Raw genomic sequence first — 226 nt, 5'->3', positions numbered from 1 at the left:
CACCTTGAGCGATTGCGTCAACACCTTCTACAGTGATAGCACCGTTACAGTTGTCTTGAGCAGTTAACGATACCATTGCAGGTACGTCACCGGCACAAGCCACAGTTACCGTAGCAGGAGCTTCAGGAGCTACAGGAGCTACGTTATCATTTACGTTGATAGTTTGCGATACTGAAGAAGTATTGCCACAAGCATCAACGAAAGTCCAAGTTCTGGTCACTACGAA

The 226-nt window shown here is 46.9% G+C and carries 1 protein-coding gene; it reads right to left on the bottom strand.

Annotation, left to right across the window (positions count from 1 at the left end; translation table 11 throughout):
* A partial coding sequence (locus SK086_RS13635; protein WP_324692354.1) for a hypothetical protein occupies positions 1–226 on the bottom strand: 226 nt, incomplete at both ends.

Source organism: Flavobacterium cheonhonense (assembly GCF_035671315.1).
Taxonomy (GTDB): domain Bacteria; phylum Bacteroidota; class Bacteroidia; order Flavobacteriales; family Flavobacteriaceae; genus Flavobacterium; species Flavobacterium cheonhonense.
Note: the sequence above shows the minus strand (reverse complement) of the source record. Positions and strands in the feature narration are given on the sequence as shown.